The 25108-nt window shown below is 43.6% G+C and carries 15 protein-coding genes; 8 read left to right on the top strand and 7 right to left on the bottom strand.

What is annotated here, in order from left to right; all coding sequences use genetic code 11:
- Nucleotides 1–24: 24 nt before the first annotated feature.
- Complete coding sequence (locus tag NBH14_RS10320; RefSeq protein ID WP_186959059.1) at nt 25–1548, top strand: DUF4374 domain-containing protein; 1524 nt, start codon at nt 25–27, stop codon at nt 1546–1548.
- A 572-nt stretch (nt 1549–2120) separates the two neighbouring features.
- On the opposite strand, the gene NBH14_RS10315 is transcribed toward NBH14_RS10320, so the two are convergent.
- The 5 genes from NBH14_RS10315 to NBH14_RS10295 all read right to left on the bottom strand — a co-directional run bounded on the left by NBH14_RS10315 (nt 2121) and on the right by NBH14_RS10295 (nt 10085).
- Nucleotides 2121–3452, bottom strand: a complete 1332-nt coding sequence (locus NBH14_RS10315; protein ID WP_186959058.1) for an MATE family efflux transporter — start codon at nt 3450–3452, stop codon at nt 2121–2123.
- Between the two features lie 87 nt (nt 3453–3539).
- On the bottom strand, nt 3540–5339 hold the full coding sequence (locus NBH14_RS10310; RefSeq protein ID WP_186959057.1) for a TonB-dependent receptor: 1800 nt from the start codon (nt 5337–5339) through the stop codon (nt 3540–3542).
- 9 nt (nt 5340–5348) lie between these two features.
- Entirely contained in the window at nt 5349–8348 is a 3000-nt protein-coding gene (locus NBH14_RS10305) for a tetratricopeptide repeat protein (protein ID WP_186959056.1), read from the bottom strand.
- 151 nt (nt 8349–8499) lie between these two features.
- Nucleotides 8500–9036, bottom strand: coding sequence for an NUDIX domain-containing protein (locus tag NBH14_RS10300; RefSeq protein ID WP_186959055.1), 537 nt, complete (start codon nt 9034–9036; stop codon nt 8500–8502).
- Between the two features lie 83 nt (nt 9037–9119).
- The gene (locus tag NBH14_RS10295) at nt 9120–10085 is read right to left on the bottom strand and encodes an ROK family protein (protein WP_007654811.1); all 966 of its coding nucleotides are present in this window, start codon (nt 10083–10085) and stop codon (nt 9120–9122) included.
- Nucleotides 10086–10333: 248 nt separating this feature from the next.
- Here NBH14_RS10295 and NBH14_RS10290 point away from each other — a divergent pair, with 248 nt between their 5' ends.
- Nucleotides 10334–10807 (top strand): GyrI-like domain-containing protein, encoded by a 474-nt coding sequence (locus tag NBH14_RS10290; protein WP_186959054.1) that lies wholly within the window; start codon nt 10334–10336, stop codon nt 10805–10807.
- 28 nt (nt 10808–10835) lie between these two features.
- On the opposite strand, the gene NBH14_RS10285 is transcribed toward NBH14_RS10290, so the two are convergent.
- Nucleotides 10836–11213, bottom strand: a complete 378-nt coding sequence (locus NBH14_RS10285; RefSeq protein WP_186959053.1) for a VOC family protein — start codon at nt 11211–11213, stop codon at nt 10836–10838.
- A gap of 18 nt (nt 11214–11231) precedes the next feature.
- Nucleotides 11232–11954 (bottom strand): MBL fold metallo-hydrolase, encoded by a 723-nt coding sequence (locus NBH14_RS10280; protein ID WP_186959052.1) that lies wholly within the window; start codon nt 11952–11954, stop codon nt 11232–11234.
- Between the two features lie 144 nt (nt 11955–12098).
- Here NBH14_RS10280 and NBH14_RS10275 point away from each other — a divergent pair, with 144 nt between their 5' ends.
- The 6 genes from NBH14_RS10275 to NBH14_RS10250 all read left to right on the top strand — a co-directional run bounded on the left by NBH14_RS10275 (nt 12099) and on the right by NBH14_RS10250 (nt 25105).
- On the top strand, nt 12099–16208 hold the full coding sequence (locus NBH14_RS10275) for a hybrid sensor histidine kinase/response regulator transcription factor (protein ID WP_186959051.1): 4110 nt from the start codon (nt 12099–12101) through the stop codon (nt 16206–16208).
- Between the two features lie 320 nt (nt 16209–16528).
- Nucleotides 16529–19600: a SusC/RagA family TonB-linked outer membrane protein gene (locus tag NBH14_RS10270; RefSeq protein WP_186959050.1), complete on the top strand. Its 3072-nt coding sequence runs from the start codon at nt 16529–16531 to the stop codon at nt 19598–19600.
- Nucleotides 19601–19616: 16 nt separating this feature from the next.
- On the top strand, nt 19617–21206 hold the full coding sequence (locus tag NBH14_RS10265) for a RagB/SusD family nutrient uptake outer membrane protein (RefSeq protein WP_128134817.1): 1590 nt from the start codon (nt 19617–19619) through the stop codon (nt 21204–21206).
- 24 nt (nt 21207–21230) lie between these two features.
- Entirely contained in the window at nt 21231–22763 is a 1533-nt protein-coding gene (locus NBH14_RS10260) for a right-handed parallel beta-helix repeat-containing protein (protein WP_186959049.1), read from the top strand.
- A 400-nt stretch (nt 22764–23163) separates the two neighbouring features.
- Nucleotides 23164–23853, top strand: a complete 690-nt coding sequence (locus tag NBH14_RS10255) for an ABC transporter ATP-binding protein (RefSeq protein ID WP_186959124.1) — start codon at nt 23164–23166, stop codon at nt 23851–23853.
- Nucleotides 23840–25105, top strand: coding sequence for an ABC transporter permease (locus tag NBH14_RS10250; RefSeq protein WP_128134818.1), 1266 nt, complete (start codon nt 23840–23842; stop codon nt 25103–25105). The genes NBH14_RS10255 and NBH14_RS10250 overlap by 14 nt, the downstream gene beginning before the upstream one ends.
- Nucleotides 25106–25108 lie beyond the last annotated feature (3 nt).

Here is a 25108-nt window from a genome sequence, read left to right as displayed (position 1 = left end):
CATTCATATTAAAAACAAAAGAAAATGAAGAAGTTCAAATTTGCCTTGTTAGCCTTCATGACAGCCTTGATCTCATTTGCATTCACGGCTTGTTCTGATGACGATGAAGTAAAAGACGTGCCTGTTACCGCAGTCACAGTTTCCCCGACTACATTAGCCTTGAAGACGGGAACCACAGGAACATTGACGGCTACCGTCGCCCCGGAAAATGCAACCGTAACAACTGTTTCATGGACCAGTTCGGACGATAAGATCGCTACAGTAGATAAAGGTGTAGTCACAGCTGTTGCCGAAGGTACGGCGACGATCACCGTAAAAACGGATGATGGTGCTTTTACTGCCACTTGCGCTGTCACGGTGTCCAGCGATGCTCCTGCTTTCGACGAAAGCAAGTATCATTTCGACTTGTTCCTGACGGTAGGGAAGCATGGCGGCATGAGTAGCAAGAATACAACTATTGTCCATAGCATCAATAAGCTGACTGCCGATGCGGGAACTATTACCGTTAAAAGGGAAGGAGCAGAGCTTGAAGAGTACTCTATGGAAACCATCTCGAAGGGTAAATATTACTATCAGATTCCTTCTACCAACGACCGTTTTGTAAAGTATCAAATTAAGGATAACAAAGTTGTGACGGTAGCAGAACGCCCGTTCAAGACAAATACTTATAAGGTACGTTCTTATACCCACGCCTGGATTGACGATAACACGCTTGTTATCATGTCTACCAATGGGGACAAGACAAAAGTACTTTGGACAAAGCTGAAGGCGGACGATATGTCCATCATCGCTGAAGGCGAATTGAGCATCACCGTTCCGAAAGGATACAACACCCTGAGTACTTCAGGAATCCTGACTTATCGTGAAGCTGATAATAAACTATTCTATTTCTATTATGGAAAGATCGTAAGCACAACTCCGGTGGGAGCTCCCAATGAACCGAAGTTCCGGACAGCAGTCATCGATCCTGCTACTATGGAGGTAGAACAAAGTCTCGTCTCTCCTGTCAACAGTGAAATGGCCGGAAGTGCTTATGGAGAGTTAATGCAAGATTGCGTGATGTATGACGAAGCCGGTAATCTTTATTTGGCTGCTTTCACGGAAGAAGGCGATATGGAAAAAGGTATGTTACTGCGTATCAATGCCGGAAAATTCGAGTTTGATGCTTCATACAACGGTTACAAGGATGCAGACGGTAAGTTGATGACTGTTCAATATCTGGGTAATAACAAAGCGTTGGCTTATGGCCGGCATGATGCTTCGGGTACGAAGATCGACAGCTATAGCCACTATTATTCCATCATTGACCTTACCACAGGTGAAAAGACTCGTTTGGGTTACAACGGCAAAGAACTTGCTTACAGCGGTGGCCGTTTCTCTCAGCGTTCTGTTCTCTTCAACGAGAAAGCTTATTTTGGCGTGAATACCGAAGCTGATGCCAATGCCATCATCTACATCTACGACACCAAGACTGGTACTGTAGAAAAAGGAGCGGAAGTGGCTGGCGAATTCTACTTCGATATGATCCGTGTAGTAGAAAACGATTGATCTCTTTCAGGTTTCAGCCGGTGTGATCCACCATATTTCAAAACATTTGGCTGAAGGGATGCATTGCTGATTTGTATTCCGACCGGTAGGCAGCCATGCCCCGGCCAGTAGTTACCCGTTGGACAACGGGTAGTTATCCGTTTTACAAGGTATAGGTGTTTTGATTTGTAAATAAGGGACCTTTGATTACAAAACATATATGTTTTGAAGTCAAAGGTCCTATGTTTTGCTGGAGGTTGTCCTGGTCCGGATTTTCGTATACATCTTTTATCATTTCATCCCTTCAGGGCGGCAGTTTGATTACTAATCTGTTGAAGCGTCTGAAGGCTGAAATCTATAGATTGAAGTTGTATATGTTGCTTCGATTCGGCATATTACAGATTCAAATGTAGGACAGTAGTGTCATAACAGATAGCACACCGTGTTAGCCATAGTAGCACTATAGTGTTGGTATAGCCAGGTCTATAGTTCTGTAAAGGCATACGGCAGTTTGCGGGTTCCTCCCCATCTTGATGTCGCAAATTGCGATTTCAAGATTATCCACTCATCGACATTGGGTTGGAATATCAAATTCACTTCAATATCTTCTTTTGTAAAGCCCTGAACCAGATAAAGGATACGATTCCTTTCAGCATGCTGGAGATACTGATTGCCCACCATACACCGACAATTCCCAATCCCATGGCTGATAATACAATAGCCATCGGTATACGCAGCGAGTTGAAAGTAATGCTGATGATTGCAGGAGGAACCGTCCGTCCTGTTCCGTAGAACAAGCCCTGCATAGTGATCTCCAGCATCATGAACAACATCGAGTACCCGTCTATCCGTAGGAAAATACCTCCGGCCTCGAAGGCTTCCTTCTGGGGTACGATCAGTGAGAAGACTTCGCTGCCGTAAAAGACGAATAATAAGGTACACAGAATACCGAATACAGTCGTCATCTTCAATGTCGTGTGATAGGCTTCCAGCACCCTGTTCTTTTCGGAGGCCGCGTAGTTCTGGGCAACGAAAGCACTCAGTGCCGTGCTGAATCCCTGGGAGGTGTTCCAGGCTATCGCCTCAATCTGTCCTCCGGCGGTGAGTGTCATCAGGCCGATATGTCCACCGTAAGTGGAGGCTGTGCGTGCCATGAAAATGTTGATGATGGCAAACAGCGTATTCAGCATGGCTACCGGCAGGCCCAGTTGCAGAATCCTTTGTGAATAGTTTTTCTTTAGTCTGACGAAGAAGGAGAATCCTCCCAGTAACTTGCTTCTCCATTTTAACTGATATACAAAAATGGCACATACCGTGGCTTGCGATAACCAGGTTGCCCAGGCGGCTCCGGCTGTTCCCATATCGAATACAAAAATGAATACCGGGTCGAGTATCATATTAATGATAAGTCCCGTTCCGCTGATGTAAAACGGTATTTTACTTAGCCCTGCCGCATTATGGATGCCGGTGAAGGCTGCCGAGAGGAATATAAAAGGAAAGGCGGTCGATACGATCCGTAAATACTCGACAGCATTTTCCGCGATAGGAGCTTCCAGTTTATAGACACCGATGATCGGATGGGCAAAGACAAAAAGAAGCAATCCCCAGCAAACAGAGATGATCAGGGCAATGGTGAGGTTGTGGGATGAATAATTCCGTGCATCTTCTTCATTCCGTGCACCGATACTTTGCCCCACACTTACTTCCGAACCGACTTTATTCAACAGAGAGATCGAATTGGTCATCCAGGTAAGGATGCCGACAGCTCCGATAGCCGCAACGGCTTCACTGCCCAGGCGTCCAACCCAGGCCATATCGGTGATGCTGTAAGCCATTTGAATAAAAGAAGTACCCATGATCGGCAATGCCAGATTGAATAGTTGCCGTTTGATAGGGCCTTGTGTCAGGTTTTTTGTTCCTTGCATGTTCTGTCTTATTTGGGTGCAAAAGTAGGAATAAAAAAGGAGAACCCGATATTGGATTCTCCTTCTGATCTATGTTTCTTTATCTGATTAGAAATTGATGTTCACTCCGATCATCGCACTGAACTTCTGCAACGGATAACCGTAGTAAAGTTCGTATTTCTGGAACAGTACGTTGTTCAGTTTCAAATACAGTCCGAAGGTATCGTTGAAGTTGTATGCTCCGGTGAGGTTCAGTTCGTTGATGTTGTCCATCTTTACGTTCTTTTCTCCTAATCTGGCTTCACGTCCGGTAGCCAGGTAATAGTCCAGGGAAGCAGACAGGTTATTAATCGGGCGGACTGTCACGCCGGCTGTGATCTCCATTTCGGGCATACCCCAGGCTGTAGCATCTTTACCGGCTAAATTAGTTTCTGAATATTTATCACTGTATTCGGCTGTCCAATTATTATAAACGCCTTTCAGGGAGATTTCAAATAATTGCTGGTAACTATATTTCAGGTTGGCACCGACCAGTAACTGTTTGGTGTCTATTTCATTCATCATACCGCAAGCGGAACCGAAGTAATCTTTGTCACCGTAAGCAAGTGTCGGTACAAAGAAATAGTTATTGCTGACGATTTTATATCCTCCGAAAACGTCGAACCAGAAGCCGGGAGCAACACCGCTCTTGATACCCAGGATACCATCCAGCCAGTTACGGGAAGGCGTCAGTCTTTCCAACGGATTGGCATAACGGTTGATCCGGTTCACATCATACATACTGTTGGATTGTAATTTACCATCGGCATTCAGGTATAGTACGGTTTTATCGGCAACTTCGACGTCGGCAGAGATGTTGGGGGAAGCCATAAACTTCTTCTGCTCGCCGCTGAAGAACATTGCATTTACCCCTAATTTTACATGCCAGTTGTCTCCTTCTATCTTGTAGTAAGGATTCAGGGTGGCGGCAGCAAAGTTGTCGAAGTAGGTTAACGGATTTTTTGTTTCAGGCGATTTTAGCTCTGTGGGCATGCTGTAATTGAAATATTGGAGATTACCGTTCAAGCCAACACGCTGATTGCCTCCGAAACCAGAACTTAACCCGAAGTCAAGATTGAATGTCCCTTCCGACGGTGCATCATGCTCTTTTGAATATCCATATTTGTAAGAAAAATTGGTATAGCTGAGATCGAGCAGGTATCCGACAGGAGCATCTGCTTTGGACTCTATGCCTACGTTTGCCTTAATGGTTTGGGCAACCTGGTTGGTTTCCATGTCAGCAGCCGGGAGAGTCGGGTTTGAGGAGGTGATAGGAGTAAGGCTTTCTATTGGCAATCCGTAATAATTAAATCCGGAATAACCATATTTAACTCCCATCTTCAATGCCAGCTTATCGAAGTTATGTTTGAAGTTTAATCCACCCATATTATCGTTCAGTTTCGCCTTAACCTTTTCATCCACTTGCAGGTATTTTACTTTCCCATTCGTTGAACGGTGCGAGAACCAGATATTCAATTGATCCTTGTCTGTGCTGAGGATATGGTATCCCAGGTCACCGTTCAGGTTCAGATAGGTACCGCCGCCGAAGTTGAAATAACCGCGGCGTTTGTTGTACTGAATATCTGTCATGATATTACCTGAAGGAAGCAGGCTGATCTCTTTTGCCGGGTCGGCTGCAACCGTGAAATTGGCATAGTCGATCGGCATTTTCTTTACTTCCGGTTCCTTGATGACCGGAAGGGTGTTCACTTTGCTTGCATCCTGTACCGTCGGGTCGTACTCGCGTTCGAGTGTCATCTCCCGGTCCAGATTCTGTTTCTTCGAAGTATCTTCCTGTGCACTCATTGTGGCGGTAGTCCCAAGCAAGGCTACGACACACAGCGCTTTTACATTATATATAGTCTTCATTGTATTCTATTATTGCTTTAGTTTACCTAATCTGTCCTCAATCATAGCGGCGATTTCGTCATCACCCTTATAGTTGTTCTTCAGGTTGTTCAGATAAGCACGTGCCTGAAGGTCGTCGCCCTGGCGGATATAAATATCGGCCCAGAGGATGAAACCGCGTGCCAACCAGTACTGGTGAGGCGTGCCGTTCTTGGCGAAGTCTTCCAGGATCTTTTCCGCATTCTTATCGTCGTTGGTATCGTAGAAGTACTGGGCCAGCAGGTATTTTGCTTCGGCACCGTGTACCGTACGGGTATCTTTGCTGAGCACTTTCAGGTCTTCGACGGCTTTAGCCGGCTGTTTGTGGTCGATGTAGGCTTTAGCACGGATATAACGGGCTTCGGCTTCCACTTCGGGTGACAGTTTCGGATCTTTCAGCAATTCGTTGGCTGCCAGTTGAGCTTCCTCCTGTTGTCCGGTCTGTAAAGCACAACGCATGATGCCTAAACGGGCAGCTTGCTTGTTCTCCGGATTTTCGGCTATGATCTGTAAGCGCTTGAAGCTCTCCAATGCAGCAGGGAAGTCCTGGGTGAGGTATTGCATTTCTGCCGTGCGGGCTACCGATTCTTCGAGGAATTTGGTATCTCCGCTCTCGATAACCGATTTGAAACGCTGAAGTGCTTCGTCGTATTCTTTCTTGCTAAAGGCGATGCTTCCCAGATAATAGTTCGCATTCGAACTGAAAGCGCCTTCGGGGAAGGTCTGCAAATAGTTGATCAGGCTGCGGCGTGCTTCTTCGTTGTTGCCACGGTTGAAGAGTTTCTCGGCGGCAATATAGGTAAGCGAATCCTGTTCGCTGACTTCCAGACGGACATTTCCACCCAGTGAGTTGACGTAGTTGGCATACGAATTGATATCGTTCAGATCGATGTAAACCGACTTTAAGTCTTGTAAAGCCACTCTGGCTTCTTCGCTGCCCGGATAATTGCTGATCACTTGCTTATAGGCTGTAGCTGCTTTTTCCGGTTGGTTGTCATTGAAGTAAAGCAATCCTAACTGGATGCCGGCTTTACGGGCTAGGCTGCTTTGCGGGAACTGCTGTATCAATGTCTCGAAAGCCTGTGCAGCTTGTGAGCTGTTTTCAAGCAATACATAAGAACGTCCTTTTTCGAACAAAGCATCGTCCACATATTGTGATTCCGGATAATCGCGGAGCAGACGGTCCATCGCGCTGATCTTACCCCGGTAATCTTTCTGCAAGCCCAGCAGGAAGCCTTTCTGGTAAACGGAATAGTCGCCGGCAGACGGTTGCAATTGGGCGGCACGTGTATAGTTTTCTTCAGCCTGTGCGAACTGGCGATTTTGGTACAGGCAGTCGCCGATACGGTTGTAAGCATCTGCCAGTGCCGGTGCCTGCTGGTTGTTTTCCAGGTTGATATACTGGCGGAAACGGTTTTGTGCCTCTCCGTATTCTTTGAGTTTGAAGTAACAATATCCCAGGTTATAATGGGCCAGTGCGTACATATCTGTATTCCGCTGGCGGGTGTTGTTCAGATAAGTGCGGTAGTCTGAAATAGCCTGGCGGTAATCTCCTTTGCGGTAATAGGATTCGCCGCGCCAGAAATAAGCGTCATTGCGCGATTCCATATTATAAGAACCCAGGTTGATAGCCTTAGAGAACAGGTCGACTGCTTCATCCAGCTTCATGTTGGTGAAAGCCTGCGTTCCGAGCTGGAACAGAATGTCCTGTTTGGCTTCCAGTATCTTGGTGCTCGGGTGGTTGATCTTATTGATAGAGTTGAGAGCTGCCTGGTAGTTTTTGGTTGTCAGGTAGACTTCCACCAGGTAGTCGTTTACTTTGTCGGCATATTGGGAGTTCGGGAAATCATTCAGGAAATCTTCGAAGATCGTAACAGATTCGCCGAATCCGGTAAAGGCCGTTTCATGGATCAGCAATGCATAATTGAACATGGCTACTTCCTGAATCTGTTTGTCGAATGAAGAGGTTGCCGCAGCCTCGAAAGCCATACGAGCATTGTTCTTGTCTTTCAGCTTCAGGTAAGATTGTCCGAGATAAAGGTAGGCATTCTGCGAGAGTGCGTCGTTTTCACGTACTGTCTGCGACAAGGCGTTTACAGCACTGCTGTAATTCCCTTTATTGAAGTAGCAAACACCCAGAATGTACAAATCTCCTCTTAACGGACTGTCGGTCGACGATACATATTTGCTCAACATGTTGATCGCCTTGTCCTGGTTGCCCAAATGGTAATAGGAATTACCCAGGATACGGTACACTTCGCTGTTATTCTTGCTGTTCGGATAGGAGGAGAGAAGTTCTTCCCCTTCACTCACTACCTTTTCATATTTATTCTGTATGAAATAGATCTGTGTAATATAGTACAAGGATTGCTCGCGGTAATCCGGCATTTCTTTCAGGCGGCTGAACTCTACCAGCGCGTTATTGTATTTGCCGGTTGCATAATCGATATAGGCCACATAATAGGTGGACGCTTCACGGTACTTGGTACCGATTTGCTGTATCCGCGAAAAATATCCGCGTGCCTTATCCATCTCACCGGTCTGCAATAATGAATAGGCCAGCCGGAAGCTGTAAGCCTCCTGTTGCTCCGGACTGAGCATGTCTATATCCGATTCGTTGAACCAGAAAATAGCTTTCTGGTATTCCCCGCGTTCGAAATGAATGGAACCGATCAGGAAATTCACTTCATCGCTATGGCGTGAAGCCGGATAATCTTCCAGATAATCTTTCAATAGTTCGTCGGCATTGGGACGTCCCTGTTCATAAGCTGCATATACGATCATATAGTCAGCTTCCTGGATCAGGTCGGCATCTTTCGAATGCTGTTTGTAGGCTTCCAACTTATCGATACAACCCGGATAGTTCTTTAAACTAAACAATTCTTTACCTTCTATGAACAAACGGTCCGGTGCCTCAAACTGGTACGACCGTTGCCCGCTAGCCACATGACTTCCTACCACCAGGCACAGTGGAATAAGTATTCTTTTCATCGCTCCTTCGCTTTAATGTACAGATATTAAACAATCTCTGTTATTTCTAAGTTGCAAATATAAAGAATAACATACAAAAGCTAAGTAAGTTATTAACAAAAAGAATTAATATTTGGAATCATAAACAAATGTTTCCGCTCTGAAGATAAAGTTAGCGAGATGAAAGTCCTTCGTTTTTCAAATAAATGCCGATCGCTTTCTTTATAGACATCAATCCGAACTCTTCCGCTTTCAACTCTTCCTTTTCCAGGATAACGATTTCGGCAGCATCATCTTCTGCGTGGACACCTATGAAATCCTTTACATGGCATTCAAAGAACATATCTACCGTGTGCACTTCAAAACCGCAATACATATACAAATTAGGAATGGAAAAAAGATAATGGCATTCGGTAATATCCAGTCCCGTTTCTTCTTTTACTTCGCGGTGTGCCGCATCTTCCGCTGATTCGAACATATCGACGAATCCGCCCGGCAGGTCGAGCGTCCCTTTGGCAGGTTCTTTAGCCCGGCGCACCAGTAGAATCTCTCCGGCGGCATTTCGGATGAAACAGGCTACTGCCGAAGAAGGATTGAAATAGTATACGAAACCGCACGTTGTACACTGTTTCGCTTTTTCATTACGTTTGATGAAGGTGTTGGCTCCACATTTGGGGCAATAGATAAATTGATGCAAAGGATGGTTCATGTCTCTGATAATTAAGTGATATATAAAAAAGAAGGGCGACCTCAGGCCGCCCTTGATCCGGGGCAGAACCCCAGTGAATACGATTACTCTTTCACTTCCCAACCCAAAGCGCTGGCTCCCAATACGGCAGCATCGCTTTCTTTCAATTGAGAGAAAAGAAGTTTTGTTTTACCTTCGTAAACCTTCAGCATGTTCTTGTCCATAGAACGTTTGATCGGATTCATGATCAGATCGCCTGCCTTGGTAAGACCACCGAACAGAATAATGGCTTCCGGACTGGAGAATGCAACAGCATCAGCAAAAGCTTCACCCAGGATATTTCCTGTAAATTCGAAGATTTCAAGTGCCAGTTTATCATTCTTCATGGCGGCATCGAATACATCTTTTGAAGTGATTTCATCCGGATCCAGATCGCGCAACAGACTTTCGTCTTTGCGGATTTCGAGGTATTCACGGGCTGTACGTGCCACACCAGTAGCAGATGCATATGTTTCAAGACATCCCTGACGACCGCAACCGCAAGGACGGCCATTGTTACGACGCATAATCACGTGTCCCAACTCACCGGCAAAACCGTCATGTCCGTAAACCAGATTACCTCCGATAACGATACCACTACCTACACCTGTTCCCAGAGTGATAACGATAAAGTCTTTCATACCACGTGCTGCACCGTAAGTCATTTCACCGATTGCTGCAGCGTTAGCGTCGTTAGTCAATGCAACGGGAATACCGCCGATTTGTTCGCTGATCAACTGTGCCAAAGGTATTTTGCCTTTCCATGGAAGGTTCGGGGCAAATTCGATACAACCGTTGAAGAAGTTACCGTTAGGAGCTCCTACGCCGACACCTTTGATTTTGTCCGGACCTCCGGCCTGGTCGATTACTGATAAAAGACCTTGTCCCAGTTCCGCAACATATTCTTCTATATCAGTATATTTACCAGTTTTGATTGATCCACTGTACAAGATTGTTCCTCTTGCATCTACTACGCCGAAAACAGTATTGGTACCACCTATATCAATACCCACTACATAAGGCTTCTCCATGATTTTATATTTATGATTAATAATGAGTCTTTCTGGAAAGCAAATATAAGAGGAATATGCTTAGCTGCAATGATTTTATTAAAAAAAATGCTGAATAGTATCAGTTTTCAAATGTGACAATAAATGTAACTTTACTTAATTACCGGATCAAAATACGTCATTTTCAGCTTTTTTCTCTCTTTGGATAACCGGTACCGGAACGTTTTTTTTATATTTGATAGATTCTTAACCCATTAATGAATAACACTATGCCACAGGTTTCAGACATACGGCTTATGGTCCGGGCGGAACAACCTGTTTTATCGGCCCGTACGAAAGTCAGTTACAAGGATTTAGAGTGGACGCTTGCCCGAAAACGTCAGGATGCACTGGCACTTCTCCGGAAAACAGGGGAATATATGACGGATGTGCCTTTTATTATTTACTACGATTATCTGAATATGGATATATATGACCTGGATGTGGAAATCTGTTTCCCTGTGTCTTGCCTGATGGAAGGAGATGAAAATGTCCGGTCGCGCGTAATACCGCAATCCAAAGTCGTGCATTGCTTATTTAAAGGCGATTACGAAGAAATTGATTATTTATATGGCGAGATGACTTTCTGGATGATGCAGAAAGGATACGAGCCGGAAGGTACGGCTTATGAATTTTATTACCGGCGGAAAGAGGAACCTTTCGATGACCGGTTAACCAAAATTGTATTGCCGGTGAAGAGCTGATACAATTTTGGTTAAGGTATTACCTTTTTTATTTAGCCGGTAGTATTTCGATCCAGTAATCGTCCGGGTCGTTGATGAAATACAATCCCATGGCGGTATTTTCGTAACATACGCAATCCATCTCCTTATGGAATTTGCGTACTTCATCGTAGTCGCCGACTACACGGAAACAGAGATGGCTTTCGTTATCTCCCAGTTCGTACGGCTCATTACGGTCTTTCAGCCAGGTCAGTTCTAGCAGGAAACCTGTCTGGTCGTCTGTCAGGTAAACGAGAACGAAAGAGCCGTCGGCTGCTTCCTTGCGGTGATGTTCCTTCAGACCCAGTGCTTTGTTGTAGAAAGCAATGCTTCTTTCGAGGTCGAGGACATTGATGTTGAAATGATCAAATCTACTTTTGATTTCCATATTTGTTTTCTTTATAAATTAAAAATCAGTGCTTTCTCCAGGATAGGACAACAGGATATAACGGCATCCCTTCGATTCGGCATAAGGACCGAATGCTACTACTTCGGCGGGATGTTCCCAAAAGTGCATAGGGACTAAAACGTCAGTCTTTATCCGGTCGACAAACTGTTCCGCTCCCCGCATAAAATCTGTTCCGATACGTGGATCGACCGGAAACATGGCGAGATGCAGATGTCCGGTTGCCTGAGCCAGTATATCCAGTTCCCGCAAATAATCGCCTTCGGCTTTAGCCACTTCCTGTGGTGTCGATTCGTCTTTCCAGTGCCAGTTATTCAGGTCGCCGGCATGAAACAGCAGTTTGCCTTCCGCTTCTATTAGGAAAGAAATGCCTACATCAGTCGAGCCGAATGCCCGGATACGGATATTTTCATCTTCAAAAACATCTCCTTTTTTCATATACAGGGCGTCTTCGGCTTTTGCCCGCCGCCGTTTCAGTATGTCTTTGGAGAAAATGTATTTGATATCCGGTTTTTTCTCTTTCCACTTCAGTATCTCCGGATTGAAATGATCCGGATGGAAATGGGAGGACAATATATATAATGTACCCGCGCGTCGAAGCAGTTCGTCATGAACAAAACCGGTATCCGGTGTCTTTCCCGTATCTTTGAAATAATCGATCAGGATCGCATATCCCTCTGCTTCAATGGCGAACCCGCTATGGTAGATGTATGTAAGTCGCATATTCTTTATTGTTTAGTAACCTGTAGTAAAAACAGGTAAGTTCCTGCTTTGGTTGCTAAGACGGTACAAATATACAAAAGGAATTTATTTTTTAGTTTACACAGGATAAATGATTATTTTTGTGAAAAATACATATTGAACGACATGAAGAGCATTCGGATAAATAGCTTATTCGTATTATTATTATTATGTACAACCATATTCTCTGTAGGGGCAAAGAATTATTCTTTCCAGTTTGAACCTGTTGTTTCTCAAAAGAGTTTTCCTACAAACGAGATAAGAAAACTTTATCAGGATAGAGATGGCTATATCTGGATACCCACCTACAAAGGTTTGTTACGGTATGACGGATATACGGTTAGCACTTATAATATGGAAGGATCCGGACATAAATCGTTTATCAATAAATATGTCAATGTCGTGGAAGAGGATTATGATCATAATTTATGGATCGGAACGAATAATGGGTTATATGTGCTTAACAAGATCAATGGTGAAATACAAAAGATAGAAAAAACTTTACTGGAAACATCTGCGGTCGAAGCTATTGTGACTTTTTCTGATGGAGATATATGGGTCGGAGGCAGTAAGGGACTGTATCGCCGAAAGAGTAAAGATTCTTCTTTTGTGGAAGTAAACAAAAGTCTCGATGTTAAATCGATGATAAAAGATGATAAGGGTTACATTTGGGTTGGAGGATGGGAGCGGGGGCTTCTCCGATACGATCCGAAAACAGATAGTTCTTATGTTTATCCGCCCGTGACGAAGAATAATTCACCCCATGTGATTTTCCAGGACAGCAGGGGAACCATTTGGGTGGGCACCTGGAATTGCGGGTTGGTGAAACTGCTCGCTCCGTATGATATGGAACGTTTTTCGTATGTGAATTATACTTACCGTGTGGGCAATCCTCATTCGTTGCTTGATGATATCATTTATGCGATTGCCGAAGACCGTAATTCAGGGAAACTGTGGATCGGTTCCCGTAGCGGACTCAGTATTCTTGAATCGGAAGAGGGGGAAGGTGTTTTTACTAATATACTTCCCGGTAATTCACGTTATGACTTGCCGTTTAATGAAGTGAACTCTATCATTTGTACGAAAGAAGGGTTAATGTGGTTAGGAATGTTGGGAGGTGGCGTTTATGTAGCGAACACGGACCGATTCCGTTTTAATTATGATCCGCTTGAAAAGGTGCGGGAAAAGTTTTTGACCAGTTCCGTGCGCAGTATTTATCAGGATGAGAAAGGTCTGTTGTGGATGGGTATTATGGGATTCGGATTGATTATCTATGACAGGGAAGAAGGGACTTTTGTATCCGGTTCAAACCATCCGGTATTAAAGCAGATGGCTTATAACTCTGTGGTTAATGGAATTATAAAACGGTGTGCGACAAATGAAATATGCATGGCAACCTGTGATGCCGGTGTGTGGTTCTATAATCCGGAAAAAGAGACAGTTTATGCTTTGAATGTGAAAAACTGTCCGGCATTGAAGGATGATAATGTGAATGCGGTCTTGGAAGACTCAAAAGGTAATTTATGGATTGGGTCCCGGGGAGGTATTTGTTTTATGGATGACAGGGGGAATGTTAGGCCGTTGGGAGAATGTCTGCGTCCCGGGCAACCCGATTTGTCCCGGTCTTCCGTAATTTCTATGGTAGAGGATAAGGACGGAAATATATGGATGGCTACTAATTATGATGGTATCCTTTGTATCGGAAATGATGCTGAACAGAAAACAATCAAGAGTTATTCATCGGAAAACGGCTTGCTTTCTACTAATGATATCGCATGTCTTTGCTTTGACTCCAACAACCGGCTTTGGGTAGGGACTGACGGAGATGGATTGAATATGTATGACAGGTCGAAGGACCGTTTCTTTCCTCTCGCCCACGAATCTCTCTATTCAGGTGAAAATGTATCTAATATTCTGGAAGATCATAATGGTACTATATGGTTTACTACCAATTCGGAAATGGTGCACTTAACAACTACTCCAGATGGTAAGGTTCAGGATATCCTCACTTTTACCGCTTCCGACGGATTGCAGGATTGTTTCTTTAACCGCAACGCTTGTTTCAGGAGTTCCGATAATGAATTGTTTTTTGGAGGTTATCGCGGACTGAATAGTTTTTATCCGGATAAGATAAAGAAGCAGACTGTCTTTTCACCGGTAGTCATAACGGATATAAAGGTATTCAATACATCCGTGCGCGATATGAAGCCGGATAAAAGGAATCGGATATTGCAGAAAACAATTGATTTTACCGACAAGATAGTCTTGTCTTATACCGAGAATAACTTCAGCATCGATTTTTCCGTACTTAATTATATGAAACCGGCCTTGAACAAATATGCCTATAAACTGGATGGTTATGATTCGGACTGGGTATATACGGATGCCGGATATCATTTTGCCTATTATAATAATTTGAAAAGTGGAACATATACTTTCCATCTAAAAGGAGCGAACGAGAATGGGATTTGGATGCCTGACGAGCGTATGTTGCTTGTGACGATATTGCCCCCTCCCTGGAAAACGGGGTGGGCTTATTGCGGATATCTGCTTCTGCTGTCGTTGCTGTCGTGGTATATTTACAGGATTGTGAAGAACCGTATCCGTATGAAGCAGGCAATAGAAATGGGGCAGATTGAACGGCAGAAAATGGAAGAGGTCAATCATGCTAAATTGCAGTTTTTTACGAATATAACTCATGAACTCTTTACACCTTTGACTATTATCTGCGCCTCGGTTGATGAATTGAAGCAACTTCATCCGGGTGATGCGAAGATGTATGCGGTACTGAATAACAATGCGGTTCGTTTGATGCGCCTGATCCAGCAAATACTGGAGTTCAGAAAAGTGGAAAACGGTAAATTGCAATTAAAGGTATCGAAGGGCAATTATACACAGTTCCTGAAAAACAGTATCGAGGCTTTCCAGCCTTTGGTCAGGAAAAAAGGCCTTTCCATTGATTTCAGAGAGGAAGAAGAGGAGATATCCGGTTACTTCGATAGTGATAAGCTGGATAAGATTCTTTATAACTTATTGTCGAATGCTGCCAAATATACGGAGAAAGGAGGCACGGTAGTGGTTTCACAATGTTATGAAAAGGAAACAGGGCATTATTCTTTTTCCATCACAAATCCGGGAGAGCCGATGAGTAAAGATAAGATGGAACATCTTTTTGAACGTTTCTATGAAGGTGATTACCGGAAATTTCATACGACCGGGACTGGTATAGGTTTGGCGTTGACTAAAGACCTGGTAAATATCCATCACGGGGAAATCCGGATAAACAGCGATGCGGTGACAGGTAATACTTTTGTGGTATGGCTGCCGGTAGACCGTTCTGCTTATGCGGAAGATGAGATTGATGATAGTTTACAGGTGACAAATAGTCCTTTGCAGCCTGAAAATGAGGAGTGTGCTGATTCGCAGATGGTTGGGGAACTGGCGGTAGAGCAGGATGTACCGGCTTTATTGCTGGTTGAAGACAATGAAGATCTTTTGTCGATCATGACTCGATTGCTGAGTGCACATTATAGGATATTAACAGCTACACAGGGGCAGGAAGCGATCGGTATATTGGAAAAGGAGGAGGTCGATTTAGTTGTGTCGGATGTTATGATGCCTGTGATGGATGGTATCGAACTATGCAATTATATAAAAAACAAGTTTGAATTATGTCATATTCCTGTGATCCTGTTGACTGCCAAACGTACAGAAGAAGATCAGATGGCGGGTTACCAGTCGGGAGCCGATAGCTATGTGACAAAACCGCTCCACCTGGCCTTGCTGCATAGCCGGATAGAAAACCTGCTGAAGAAAAAGAAGCGGACTGGCGTTGACTTTAGAAAACAGCTTGTCTTTGAGGCAAAAGAGTTGGATTATACATCGATGGACGAGACTTTCATCCGGAATGCAATAGATTGTGTAAATAATCATTTGGATGATTGTAGTTACGAGCCTTCTCTGTTTGTTGCCGAGATGGGTATGTCACGCACAACCGTTGCCGACAAGCTGAAATCTTTGACCGGATTAACTCCTTCGGGCTTTATCAGTAATGTCCGTCTGAATGCCGCTTGCCGTTTGATTGACGAGAATAAGAAAATACGTATTGCCGATTTGGCTTATGCCGTCGGGTTCAATGATGCCAAATATTTCAGTACCTGCTTCAGGAAAAAATTCGGTGTTTCTCCTTCTGATTATATGTTGAGGAATAAAGAAGATAATGAGGTTTCGTCGTAAATATAGCACTGCCCTTTCCCGGCATGTCCTGTCTAGTTGTATCGGCAGATCAGGACAGTTGTGCTGGTCTGCTAGCACTATAGTGTCGGTATAATCGGCACTACTGTCCTGATAGAGTTAGCACTATAGTGTTGTTTTTTTGTGAATCTCTTTATCATAGTCTCTGTCCGGAGGTTGAATTATTACCGGAAAATGTCTCTAATGCTTTTGGAGAACCGTTTCCCGGTAATAATTCAACCTCTGTTCATTCCTGTTCATAATATATTTGCCTTCGTGAAAAACGGGTTAATCTTAACGTGTTAAACCTTTAAAAATGTATTATGAATAAAAGAATTTTGAATGAAAACAGAAGAGGGTGGATATGTACTCTGCTTTTGTTGTGTTGTCTCTTCTTTCAGGTGAAAGAAGTATCTGCTGAAAGTTTACAGACAGGTAGTATTAATGTAACAGGGGTCATTACCGATTCCAAAGGTGAAACAATTATTGGTGCCAGTGTTGTGGAAGTCGGGACTACAAACGGTACGATAACCGGTATTGACGGTGACTTTTCTATTCAGGTGGCTCCTGGTGCCAAACTCCGTATTACATACATTGGCTACAAGGAGAAAGAGTATGTGATTACTAAAAGTTCTTCATTGAAAGTAACGCTTGAAGAAGATTCCAAACTGATCGATGAAGTGGTGGTAGTCGGTTACGGGACACAGAAGAAGGCTAACCTGACAGGTTCTGTTGCTGCCGTAAATTTTACGGATGTAGCGTCTATGCCGGTGGCCAATACAGCGAATATGCTACAGGGGCGTTTGCCTGGTGTAATGCTGACCAATAATGGTGCCCAGGCAGGTAAAGATACTCCTGAAATTCGTATTCGTGGTGTCGGCACGTTGAGCGACAATAATAATCCGATGGTATTGATCGACGGTGTGGAAAGTTCTGTCAGCCAGATTTCAGAGATTCCGGCAGATGATATTGAAACAGTTTCTGTACTGAAAGATGCCGCGTCTGCTTCTATTTATGGGGTACGTGCAGCCAACGGGGTTATTCTGGTGACTACCAAACGTGGTATGGAACAAAAACCTCAGATTAGTTATTCCGGGAATATAGTGCTTCAGACTCCTACTGTCTTGCCGAGTTTTCTTAATTCAGCCGATTGGGCGCAAATGTATAATGAAGCACACAACAGTAATACTTATACGGCAGAAATGATTCAGAAATTGAGAGACGGTTCCGATCCGGATCATTTTGCCAATACCGATTGGGCGGATGCGCTGTTCCGTAATGCTCTGATGCATCAACATCATCTTTCGGTAAACGGGGGTAGTCAGAATGTCCGTTATATGTTGTCTGCCCAATATTTCAATCAGGATGGTATTTTGGAATACACGGGAAATAAACGTTATAACTTCCGTTCGAATGTAGATGCCACATTAGGACGTGTGAAATTGGGATTGAATCTGGCCGGTAGCAAACAGGAGATTGAAGAACCTGTTACATCGGTGGATGGTTCCGGTCTGATGCGTTATCTGAGTTGGTCTACCCGCCCGACGGTTCCGGTAAAATATTCGAACGGCCATTGGGGATGTGTGGATGGTTCATCCTTGTCCCAGTCGCAGTTTAAGAATCCGCTGGAGGAAATGAGCCAGGGGAACAAGGAAAACGACCAGTATCGTTTTGACGGCAAGGTTTTTGGTGAGTTGGATATTATTGACGGTTTGAAATTCCGTTCCAGCCTGGCTTATAAATATTATATGCAAACGACTTCTGCTTTCAGCCCCAAAAATACTCTCCGCTATGATGCAGAAGGTAATGTATTGAATACGATAGGAACTAATTCGTTGAAAGATTACCATTATATAGAATCTACCTATATCAATGAAAACATCCTGACATATGACTGGAAAATAAAAAGCCATTCGTTCAACTTTCTGGCCGGTCATTCTATCCAGGCATACCGGATGGATAAGAACGAATCTTCCAAACAGGGATTCCCAACTGATAATATTTATGAAATGGATGGTGGAACATCCAATGATAAAGTGACAGGCAGTGCAAAAGAAAACTCTTTGCAGTCTTTTTTCGGCCGTATCAATTATAATTTTGCAGATCGTTATCTATTTGAAGTGAATATTCGCCATGACGGTTCTTCCCGCATGCCGAAAGCGCATCGTTATGCGACATTCCCTTCTTTCTCCGGAGCATGGATTATGACAAACGAAAAGTTCTTGGAAGATGTTAAATTTCTTTCATCTTTAAAACTTCGTGCAAGTTGGGGTAAACTAGGTAACCAGGAGATTGGCGATTACGCTTATACATCCTTGTTGGCGGCTGATGGCAATTATTATTTCGGCAGTACGAAAAATATCGGTTTGCGTCCCAAGGCTGTTGCTAATGATGATATTAAATGGGAAACGACGACGATTACGGACTTTGGGGTGGACGCCTCTTTCTGGCAGGGACGTATTTCTGCCATCTTCGACTGGTTTGATAAAAATACTTCGGATATTTTGCTTCAGTTACCGATGCCTTCCTCTTATCTGGGAACATTGAGTGCTCCTTATCAGAATGCAGGTGAAGTTCGTAACCGTGGTTGGGAATTATCTGCCAACTATTTCGATCAAAAAGGTGATTTCTCCTGGCAGGCCGGATTCAGTTTATCAGCTGTAAAGAATAAGATTCTGGATATGAGAGGGGTGGAAAATATCAGTAATAATACAATCAACCGTGAGGGGGCACCGATCGGTTCCTATTACGGACTGAAAGCGGTAGGGCTATACCGTACGGAAGCTGATCTGAACCGTACAACGATAGTCGACGGGAAAGAGGTGGTGATCACTCAGTTTAACCAGAAACCCTCTTTAGGAGATATCATGTATGAAGACGTGAATGGAGATGGAAATATTACCGATGACGATCGTGATATTATCGGTAATCCGTTCCCGAAGATGCAATACTCTTTTAATCTGGGATTTGCCTGGAAAAATTTGGATTTGAGTATGTTTTGGCAGGGAGTTTCCGGTCTTTATCGCTATAACTGGGATGAAACGACTACCTGGTGCGGTAACCGTACCATCCGTTGGGAAGATCATTATACCGAAGATAATCCAAATGGGAGCATGCCTCGTCTGGGGAATACTTTCAATGATAAGTATTCTTCCTTCTGGTTATCCAAAGTGGATTATCTGCGACTGAAGAACTTGGAAATCGGGTATACTTTCAGACAACCCCAGTTAGGACATTTCGGAATACAGAGCATACGTTTGTATCTGGCCGGAACCAATCTGCTTACATTTACTCCGCTGGATGATTATGACCCGGAGAAGAAAAGTTCGGATTCCCGTAATGATGTACATCCGAATACAAGAACTTACTCATTCGGGGTTAATGTTAAATTCTAATTAAATACCTGCTAAGATGAAATTAATAAATAAGTATATAGGATTTTTATTGTTGTCGGGGACTTTGTTCTCAACTTCTTGTTCCGACAGTTTTTTACAGAGAGATTCGTTGACGGATACATCGAATGAGACCTTCTGGCAAACCACAGACGATGCTTTGATGGGACTTACAGCCTGTTATGCCGGTTTACAGGATAATCAGCTTTACAACAGCGATCAATATTCGTTGGGACCGTTATATATGGATTGTATTACTGATAATGGCGGTCATTTCAACTGGAGCGGATGGATTGAAGGTTTCGATGTTGCTATGGGAGTTCATTCTCCGAGTTCCGGGATATTCAGTGCTTACTGGAGTTCCTGTTATGAGGTTATAAACCGTTGCAATTCTCTTCTTGCCAATATTGATCAGATTGATATGGCTGCTGAAACAAAGGCTGTTTACAAGGCTGAGGCTATGACGTTGCGTGCTTTGATATATTGTAATCTGACATCGCTTTATCGGGATGTACCTTATATTACAGCCCCTCAAAGTATAACGGATGCCCAATGTGAAAAAACAGACCGGGCTACTATTGTTTCTGGAATTATGAACGATTTGAAAGAGGCAATCTCTGTTTTGCCGGCTACTGCGGATTTGGGACGTATCACAAAGGGAGCTGCCCAGGCGCTTTTGGGACGTATCGCTTTATATAATGAAAAATGGGAGGATGCCATTAGTGCATATAAAGGAGTTATGGAAATGAACTATTCTTTATATGATGATTATTCAACCTTGTTTACGACAGCTGGTGAAAACTCTTCTGAGATCATTTGGTCGGTCCGTTATGAAGGACCGGGTTTGTCGGAAGGCGCTGCATATAACGGACATTGGAATACGCCACTGGAAGCATTAAACGGCACGGTTGATCTGGCCGATGCTTTTTACTGTACAAATGGTAAACCGACAACAGATAAGAAAATCGGTGAACCGAATGTTGATGGTTCTACGGACGTAAATAAACCGAATGCTGCCCGTTACAACGACCGTGATCCCCGTTTATATGCCACTCTTTTTGTTCCGGGAATGCTCTGGAACGGCAAAGGAGGCGAAGGTAATTGGTATGGTGGTGCTTCTGCATCTTATTCAACAGTTTATGTATATAAGTATTTCAATCCTTCGGATGTTTCTAATTCTTTTGATAATGGTCAGGATTTTTATCTGATCCGTTATTCGGAGGTTCTGTTGTCATTAGCAGAGGCATTGGTGCAGAAAGGGGGCTATTCGTTTAGTGAGGTTACCGGACTGATCAATCAGGTACGCCGGCGTGTTGATATGCCCACGGTTGAAAGTGTAGAAGGAACAGGGCTTTCTCAATTTGAATTGTTGGAAGTTATTAAACATGAACGTCGTGTTGAACTGGCTTTTGAAGGTTTGAGGCTGTTTGACCTGTATCGGTGGAAAGAGTTGGATAAGGCTGTTAAGAATATTGAAAACGAACGTGTAGCGAATGGCTTTAATTACGAAAAGCGTATTTTTAACGGTGAAAGAGATTACGTCTGGCCGATCCCGACCAGTGAGTTGGATACGAATAAGAAGTTGGTTCAAAATGATTTGTGGAAATAAGGCATTTAAAACTTCATTTGGCGTATGAAGAAAAAGAATATAAATAGTTTATTACTATCCTTGTTTGCGTTGTTGTTACTGGGGTGTTCAGGGAATACTTCTTCCTGTTACTATCTGGACGCTATGAATGGCGACGATAACAAAAACGGACATTCTGTGGACAATGCTTGGAAAAGTTTGTCAAAACTAAAGAATGTCCGGCTTAAACCAGGCGATAAGGTCTTATTGAAACGGGGAGGGAGTTTTCCCGGGGAATTGGAAATATCCGGACAGGGAACACCTGACAACAGAATATATATAGATGCTTATGGCGAAGGAAGTAAGCCTTGTATTGTAGGGTACGACAACTCCCTTTATGCCGTCCGTATTTATAATTCGGATTATGTAACGCTTCGGAATGTAGAAATAGTGAATACAGGAAAAGAGCGTAAACCTTTTCGTACCGGCTTGAAGATAGAATGCCGAGATTATGGGGTTTCTCATAATATCGTGATAGATGGCGTGGAGGTACGTGATGTGAATGGTTCTCTGGTCAAGGAAGAAGGAGGTGGTAGTGGTATTCTGGTCGTGAACGGAGGCGAGGACATTGTTTCTGTTTTCGACAGTCTGACAATAGAGAATTGCCGCATTCTACGTTGTTCCCGCAATGCTATGATCTGGTTGGGGTACAGTAGCCGTGAAAACTGGCATCCCAGTAAGTACACGGTTGTTCGCAATAATTTGATTGAGGAGGTTCCTGGTGATGGTATTGTACCGATCGGATGCGATAGTACCTTGATAGAGTATAATGTAATGCGTAATTGTCCGGCTATTTTACCCGATACGGAGGCCGCCGCCGGTATTTGGCCTTGGAGTTGTGATAATACGATAATCCAGTTTAATGAAGTCAGCGATCATAAGGCTCCTTGGGATGCTCAGGGATTCGATTCTGACTGGAATTGTGAGAATACTGTGATACAGTATAATTATAGTCATGATAATGAGGGGGGGATGGTGTTGATCTGTAATTCCGGTGAATCTCCGGCCTCGTTCAACCGGGGAAATATAGGCACTGTTGTCCGCTATAACGTCAGTATTAATGATGCTATTCGCACAAGGCAGACACGTGTAGGGACTTTCTCACCGACGGTTCATGTGGCAGGTCCGGTGAAAAATACAACCATCTGCAATAACATCTTCCATGTAAATAAAAAGCCGGAAGGTAAAGTGGACCGTAGCGTGATAACCCTTGACTCGTGGGGCGGCTATGCTGATAGTACATTAATAAAGAGTAATGTATTTTATACGCCCGAGGTTACTACCATTAATTTGACGGAATCGACAAACAATGTGTTTGAGGCTAACTATTATCTAGGCAGATTTACTTTTAAGCCGGAAGACCCGCAGGCAAAGACATTCTCTGATGTTTATCAGGAAATCCTGGAGGCCGACCCTTCCGGTTTTGGAGGATTATCCATGCTTTTTGAGACAATGGATATTGCCGGGGCAAAAGGCACATTTGTGAATCAGGAGGCAATCAGGAACTTATTTGATAAGTTGGGCAACATGGATAAGTGAAAAATCCTGTAGGTTAAAAGGAAATGGCTTCAAAAGTAGATAAATAGCTTTTGAAGCCATTTTTTATAGTAGCCAGCTGATGAAATACATCTGTACAAGGAAATATGTATGAGACTGTCTTGCTTGAAATTTTGATAATTTATTTTATAACTCCTGAAAAGAGAGTGGGTACATGCAGTAAAATGAACTATTATCAGTTTATTTATTAAGTCTTTACAAGGATGGTTTACCTATGGAGAATATTATGATATAGTTAATATGATTTAAAAATTAGTACCTTGTGATACAAGGTATCTTCTATAAATATACATTTGTTGCATCAGAGGGTAAAAAAGTTCCTTAAATGTGTAACATTTTTTACAAAGTGTACGTCTAATAAAGAAATGTAATGACAAATATGATGATTCAGCTGAAAGGAATTAACAAAACGTATTTCAACGGTGCTCCGCTGCATGTCTTGAAAGGCATAGACCTGGAGATCGAAAAAGGTGAGATGGTTTCCATTATGGGAGCCTCCGGTTCGGGGAAATCGACGCTGTTGAACATACTGGGGATATTGGATACTTACGATACTGGTACCTATCATTTAAACGGACAATTGATTCAGAACCTCAGCGAAAGCCGTGCAGCTGAACTTCGTAACCAGATGATCGGTTTCATTTTCCAGTCATTTAATCTGATCTCTTTCAAGAATGCGGTGGAGAATGTCGCTTTGCCACTCTATTATCAGGGTATAAACCGTAAGAAACGAAATGCGATGGCGATGGAATATCTGGATATGGTCGGTCTGAGAGACTGGGCGGAGCATATGCCTAACGAAATGTCGGGTGGACAGAAACAACGTGTGGCTATAGCCCGTGCCCTGATCGCTAAACCGCAGGTGATTCTGGCTGATGAGCCGACCGGTGCACTCGACAGTGTTACTACGGTCGAAGTAATGGAACTTCTGCGTAATGTAAATAAAGAAGGTATGACTATGATTATCGTGACCCACGAGCAATCCGTAGCCAATGCGACCGAAAAGATCATCCGTGTAAAGGATGGCCTGATAGAAAACATCGAAAAAGGAGAGGGATATGTTCGACTTTGATAATTTCCGGGAAATATGGAGTACGATCAAGAAGAATAAACTTCGTACCTTCCTCACCGGCTTTTCCGTATCGTGGGGAATCTTTATGCTGATCGTCTTGCTGGGAGCGGGCAACGGGATGAAGAATGGTATCATGCATAACTTCGACCGTTGGACGGGAAACCGCGTGGAGACATGGCCCCGCTATGCCAGCAAACCTTATAAAGGGATGCAGACGAATCGTCGTGTCGAGTATAAAGATGACGATTTGGTGTTGCTGAAACAACAGAATCCGGAAGTGGATCTGGTTTCGGGCGTTCTCTATCAAAGTGATACGCTTTCGTATGGTGAAGAATATAATACGTATTCCTTGCAAGGTGTTCATCCGGATAAGGCCACTATCGACAAGATTAAGATGCTGGTAGGCAACGGGCGCTTTATTAACGAGGTGGATATTTTGCAGAAAAGAAAGGTGATCGTGATAAGTCCCCGTATGAAGGAAGTGCTTTTCCGTAGCGAAGATCCGCTGGGCAAATATTTGAATGCCAGCAATATCGCTTACCAGGTAGTCGGGGTTTATACGGATGAGGACAACAATAATAATGCACCTGCCTATATTCCGTTTTCTACGGCACAACAACTTTACCGTTCGGGATATGGAACGGATAATATTATATTCTCTCTGAATGGCGTCAGTACGAAGGAAGAATATGAGGCTTTTGAGAAACGTTTCCGAGAGCAAATGGGTAAACGTCACCGTTTTGACCCGGAGGATTTGCGGGCGATAGGTATGTGGAGCACGATTGAAGATTTTGCAATGTTTAATGGGATGATGAATGGTATTTCCTTGTTTATCTGGGTAATCGGTATCGGAACGCTGGCGGCTGGGATCGTTGGGGTGAGCAATATTATGTTGATTACCGTGCGCGAAAGAACCCGTGAGTTTGGTATCCGTAAAGCTATCGGTGCCACTCCTTTCTCTATCTTGAAACTGATCATTGTGGAATCGATCCTGATAACGGCTGTTTTCGGATATTTCGGTATGATCACCGGAGTGGGATTGACGGAAGCTATTAATATGGTGATGGAAAGTAGTAATATGGGAAAGGCCTCTTCAAATGACGATATGAGTATCTTCATGAATCCGACGGTGAGTCTGAGTATAGCTTTGTCGGCAACGGCCCTGATTATTATAGCTGGCGTGCTGGCTGGTTATTTTCCGGCTCGTAAGGCCGTGAAGATAACGGCTATCGAAGCCATGAGAAACGAATAAAAT

It is taken from the genome of Parabacteroides caecihominis (genome assembly GCF_023656785.1).
GTDB lineage: Bacteria > Bacteroidota > Bacteroidia > Bacteroidales > Tannerellaceae > Parabacteroides > Parabacteroides segnis.
Note: the sequence above shows the minus strand (reverse complement) of the source record. Positions and strands in the feature narration are given on the sequence as shown.